Annotated in this window: 1 protein-coding gene; it reads left to right on the top strand. The window is 36.7% G+C overall.

Translation table 11 applies throughout. The features are described 5' to 3' along the window. Positions 1-365 precede the first annotated feature (365 nt). On the top strand, positions 366-5,756 hold the full coding sequence (locus ACP6PL_RS05885) for an AAA family ATPase (protein ID WP_426543515.1): 5,391 nt from the start codon (positions 366-368) through the stop codon (positions 5,754-5,756). The last annotated feature ends 162 nt before the right edge of the window (positions 5,757-5,918 follow it).

The raw sequence follows: 5,918 nt of genomic DNA, 5'->3' as shown, positions 1-5,918 counted from the left end.
AGGAGTAAGGAGTCAGTATCATTGTGGTTTATTAATATGAAAACCGCTGTAAAATGTATAAGGGAATTTTCAGAGAAGTATTGAAGACAACCTTTACCTTTACCCACAATTTTAGTCTGGGCGCTCTACTACACAAAGATTTATAGGGGTTTTCACAAAGGTAGACTACAAAACTTCTTCCTTCTCTCCTAGATAACTAAAGCCTTCTTTCTTCTTCCTTTAAACCTAAATCTCTGTACTCTATATTAATGAAAACTGCTATAACTTTCATTGAACAAATAGTTTCTAAGGATAGAAATTATTTCCGAATTAACTCGACTGCATTAGAATAAATAAAGTGCCTAACTTTCTCCTTCGTTATTTTTATGGTTAATCTTGCTGGATATCAGGATTTTATTGAAATTCATAAGAGTGCGAACTCCATAGTTTATCGTGCTCGAAGAGTTAGCGATACAGCTACTGCCAAACTCAATGAACCCCAACCCGTCATCCTCAAATTTCTTAACCAAGACTATCCAACCTCCGAACAAATTCGACGCTACAAACAGGAATATTATCTCACTTGCCAATTAGAATCTCCTGGTGTTATCAAAGCTTATAGTATAGAAGAATGGCAAAGAAGCTATGCAATCGTTTTTGAAGACTTTGGAGGAATATCCTTAAAACGATGGCTAAAGGAGCATAAAAATTTATGCCCTTCAGAATTTTTAGTCCTGGCGATCGCAATTACCGAGATTATCGGACAAATTCATGCTCAAAATGTTATTCATAAAGATATTAATCCCGACAATATTGTTTTTAACCCCAAAACTAAAGAACTAAAAATTATTGACTTTGGTATTGCCACCCAACTTAGTCGAGAAAACCCAACCCTGAAAAATCCTAATGTACTAGAAGGTACTCTAACTTACATTTCCCCAGAACAAACAGGAAGAATGAATCGGGGTTTGGATTATCGCTCAGATTTTTATTCTTTGGGAGTAACTTTCTATGAAATGTTAACGGGAAAAGTGCCCTTTGAAAGTTCAGATCCTTTAGAGTTAGTTCATTCCCACATTGCTAAATCCCCTCCTTCAATTATTAGTCAATCACAAAAAGACCAGACAAAAATTCCCTCTGTGTTGGCAGATATTATGATGAAATTGAAAGCCCAAAATGCCAAATCTCTGTCTTCAACTGTTGGTAAGGTAATCATGAGCGAAACAGAAATTCCCTCTGTAGTGATAGATATTGTGATGAAGTTGATGGCGAAAAATGCAGAAGACCGCTATCAAAGTGCTTATGGGTTAAAAGTAGATTTAGAAGAATGTCACCGACAACTAGACGCAACAGGGAAGATTAATGCCTTCCCATTAGGTCAACAAGATATTTCCAACCGCTTCCAAATTCCCCAAAAACTTTATGGTAGGGAAAAAGAAATAGAAACTTTACTGGCAGCATTTAAGAGGGTTGTCGAAACGGGAAAAGTGGAACTGATGTTAGTGAGCGGTTATTCTGGGATTGGTAAATCATCTCTGGTACAAGAACTTTTCAAACCCATAACCGAATATAGAGGTTATTTTATCTCTGGCAAATTTGACCAATTTCAAAAGAATATTCCTTATTCGGCAATTGTCACAGCTTTTCGCGGATTGATTGGGCAATTATTGGGGGAAAGTAAAGCTAGGTTACAGATCTGGCGAGAAAAATTATTGGAAGCATTAGGAAATAACGGACAAGTAATTATTGATGTGATTCCCGAAGTAGAATTAATTATCGGGAAACAACCTCCAGTTTTCATATTAGGAGGCAATGAAGCACAAAATCGTTTTAACCTGGTATTTAGTGATTTTCTTGGTTGTTTCTGCGATTCTGAGCATCCATTAACTATATTTATCGATGATTTACAATGGGCAGATATAGCAACTTTAACATTAATTGAACAGCTATTAGTAGCAGGAACAACCAAATATCTGTTACTGTTAGGAGCTTATCGGGATAATGAAGTGTTGGCAAGTCATCCGTTGGCTATTTCTCTGAAAAAGCTGAAGCAAAACCAGGCACTAATTAATAAAATTAAGTTAAAAAAATTACCTATATATCAAATTGCTTGTATAATCGGTGATACTTTGAAGCAGAATCCTGAAAAAGTTTGTGATTTAGCTTTATTAGTAAGGGCAAAAACAGGAGGAAATCCTTTCTTTATTAATGAATTTTTACAGGCATTATATAGCGAAAAATTACTAAAATTTAATCATAAATCAAGGGTGTGGGAATGGAATATAAAGACGATAAAAAATAGGAGATTTACGGATAATGTTGTGGAATTGATGGTGGGCAAGCTGCAAAAACTACCCAAATTAAGCCAAGAAATTTTATCCATTGCTGCTTATTTGGGAGCAGAATTTGACTTAAAAACTATGACCTGGGTGGGAAAAAAATCTGGCAAAGAAACTTTTGAGTTATTAAAAATTGCTCTTGACCGGAACTTAATTTTACCCCAGTCAGAATTGGATGAAAATCTTTTAATTCAATCTTTTAAATTCAGTCACGATCGCATTCAGCAAGCTGCTTATGCTCTAATTCCTGATGAGAAAAAAAACGAGACCCATTATCATATCGGACAACTTCTGTTACAAAAGATGTCTCCAGAAGCCAAAGAAGAAAGGATTTTTGAACTCGTCAATCAACTCAATTATGGAACAGCTTTAATTAGTCAACAAACCAAGCGAGATGAAGTAGCTCAACTTAACTTGCTTGCCTGTCGTAAAGCTAGAGCTGCCAATGCTTATCAAGCAGGTCGTGAATATGCCAGCATTGGGTTATCATTGTTGGGAGAAAATGCTTGGTCTAGGCAATATGAAATGACTCTAGAATTCTATGAATTAGGAGTGGAATTAGCTTTTCTGTGTTGTGAATTTGATGTCATGGAACAGTTAATTGAGATCGTTATTGCCAATACTTCCTCATTACCAGAACAAGTGAATGTTTACCGAATTAGAATACAAGCATATAACACCCAATATCCACCAAAAGAAGCAATTGCTACTGCCCAACAATTTTTAGGACAATTAGGTGTCACTTTTCCCAAAAAACCTACACAGGATAATATTAAAGAGGCAGTTTCCGAAATTTACCGACTGATTGGCGATACAGAAATAGAAAATTTGGTCGAATTGCCAATGATGGAGGATCGAGAAAAAATTGCCATTGTGGAGATTGCGAATAGTGTTATGCCAGCTACTTACCTTTCTGGTTCTCCCTTATTTCCATTATTGGTAGCATTGTCAGTCAAACTATCTATTCAATATGGAAATACTCGGTCTTCTCCCTTTGCTTATTCCTGCTATGGTATCGTTGCTTGTAGTGTATTACAAGATGTAGATGTCGCGGTCAAGTTTGGTCAACTCGCACTACAGGTAGTATCCAAACTGGATTTAAAAGAGGTAAAACCATTGGCAATACATATTGTTATGTTCTTTCTCATACATTATAAATCTCACATCAAAGAAACCCTCTCTCCTTTACAAGAAGGTTATGGAATAGGTTTAGAAGTAGGAAATTTGGAATTTGCTGGCTATAATGCTCATGGTTTTTGTTTACAATCTTTTTGGTGTAGTCAACCCCTGGCTGCCTTGAAACAGGCAGCTCATACTTACTTTGATGGGTTAGTCCAATTGAATCAATTGGTAGCAGCGAATTGGTGTCGCAGTTGTTGGCTCTCAACATTAAACTTACTAGGAATTTCTAAATACCCAACTATTTTATCTGAAAATCCAGAGCAAGAGGGGGAATTTAGAGCGAAAATGGTGTCTGGGAATGATTCATTAGGGTTATCATTTTTTTACTTATATAAGATGATGCTGTGTTATCTGTTTGAAGAAATAGAATCTATTGAAAAGGATGTAGAAGAAATAAAAGGGTATGTGCTGGCATCTCCAGGACTGGTAACTCAACCAGTGTTTTATTTTTATGATTCTTTGATGTCGTTAGCAAGGGTGAGTGGAAGGAAAAAGGAGGTCTCAGAGGTGATGGAACGAGTGGCAGAAAATCAAAGGCAACTAAAACAGCAATGGGCAGAGTCTGCTGCGATGAATTACCAACATAAAGTAGATTTAGTGGAGGCAGAAAAGTGTCGAGTATTAGGAAAAAAAGGAGAAGCAATAGAGCTATATGACAAGGCAATATTAGGAGCAAAAGAAAATAAATATCTTCAAGAGGAAGCTCTGGCAAATGAACTGGCAGCTAAATTTTATCTTGACTGGCAGCAGGAAAAAATTGCTTCCGTTTACATGAGAGAAGCACATTACTGCTATAGCCAATGGGGAGCAATAGCCAAAGTTAGGCACCTAGAAAAAAACTATCCTCAATTGTCTAAAAATTCCAAGAACAAAACCTCTCAGGCTACATGGTTTCAAGGTACAAGCAGTTCTAATGATAGTGAATTTTTAGATTTAGCTACAGTGATTAAATCTACGACTGCCATTTCTAGTGAGATTGTTTTGGAAAAATTGCTGGCAACTTTAATGGATCTTCTTATTGAAAATGCAGGAGCCCAACGAGGAATATTAATTTTGGCTCATGGGGAAAGTTTGTTTATTGAAGCAACGAAGGAAGATTACTCAGAGAAAGTTTCGGTATTGCAGTCTATTCCTCTATCTGAATTTCCAATGGTGGCGTCAAAAATTGTGTATTATGTTGCCCGTACTGGTAAAACGATTGTTTTGAACAATGCTACTCGTGAAGGTAATTTTACTGACGATACCTACATTCAAAAATATCAATGTCAGTCCATTGCTTGCACTCCTTTAATCAATCAAGGTAAATTTAAGGGTATTATTTATCTAGAAAATAACCTGAGTACCGGAGCTTTTACCAGAGAGCGCATGGCACTGTTACGAACTATTGCTACTCAAGCAGCAATTTCATTAGAAAATGCCCAACTATATAACAATATAACTAAATTAAACCAGGCTTATGAGCGCTTTGTTCCGGCTCAGTTTCTCAGCTTTTTAGACAAAAACAGCATTGTGGATGTGAAACTTGGAGATCAAGTGGAACGGGAAATGACGGTATTGTTCTCTGATATTCGCGATTTTACTACTATCTCCGAACAGATGACCCCAGCGCAAAACTTTGCTTTTATTAATGAATATCTGGGTTATATGGAACCCCAAATTCAAGCTCATGGTGGGTTTATTGATAAATATATTGGTGATGCCATTATGGCTTTGTTTCCAAATTCTGCTGATGATGCACTGCAAGGGGCGATAGCCATGTTGGAAGAATTGAAAAAATATAATTTATTTCGACAAGAAAATCAGCTTCAACCTGTGCGTATAGGTATTGGTTTACATACAGGATTATTAATGTTGGGTACTGTAGGCGGATTTGGCCGTATGGATGGAACAGCGATTGGAGATGCGGTGAACCTCTCTTCAAGAGTGGAAGGGTTAACCAAAACTTATGGAGTTTCCCTGTTTATTACCGAGAAAACTTTTACAAGCTTAAGTAATCCCTTAGAATACGATTTGCGATTTATTGGTCAAGTCAAAGCAAAAGGAAAAGCTAAAGCGGTTGCTTTATTTGAAGTCTTTTCTGCCGATCCGACAGAATTACGGGATGTAAAAATCAGGACGAAACAGAAGTTTGAAAGGGCAATCTTGTTATTTCATCAAGAGTTATTTGAACAAGCAGGGAGTTTATTTCAAGAATGTTTAGAATATTATCAAGGCGATCGGGTTGCTCAGATTTATCTGGAACGTTGTCATCAGTAGACATCTCCGATAATTAAAAACCGACATTCCGCACGTCAATTTGTAAGATTAAAAGTAGTATAAAATGCGCTAATATCATGTGCCCCCTCCGGGGGAGCTACGAATTGTGGATAATCACTTATAATAAAGTTTTTGTTTGTAGTAGGGCTTCAGCCCTATCTA

The sequence above is a fragment of the Dapis purpurea BLCC-M126 genome (assembly GCF_050015975.1).
Taxonomy (GTDB): Bacteria; Cyanobacteriota; Cyanobacteriia; order Cyanobacteriales; family Microcoleaceae; genus Trichodesmium.
Note: the sequence above shows the minus strand (reverse complement) of the source record. Positions and strands in the feature narration are given on the sequence as shown.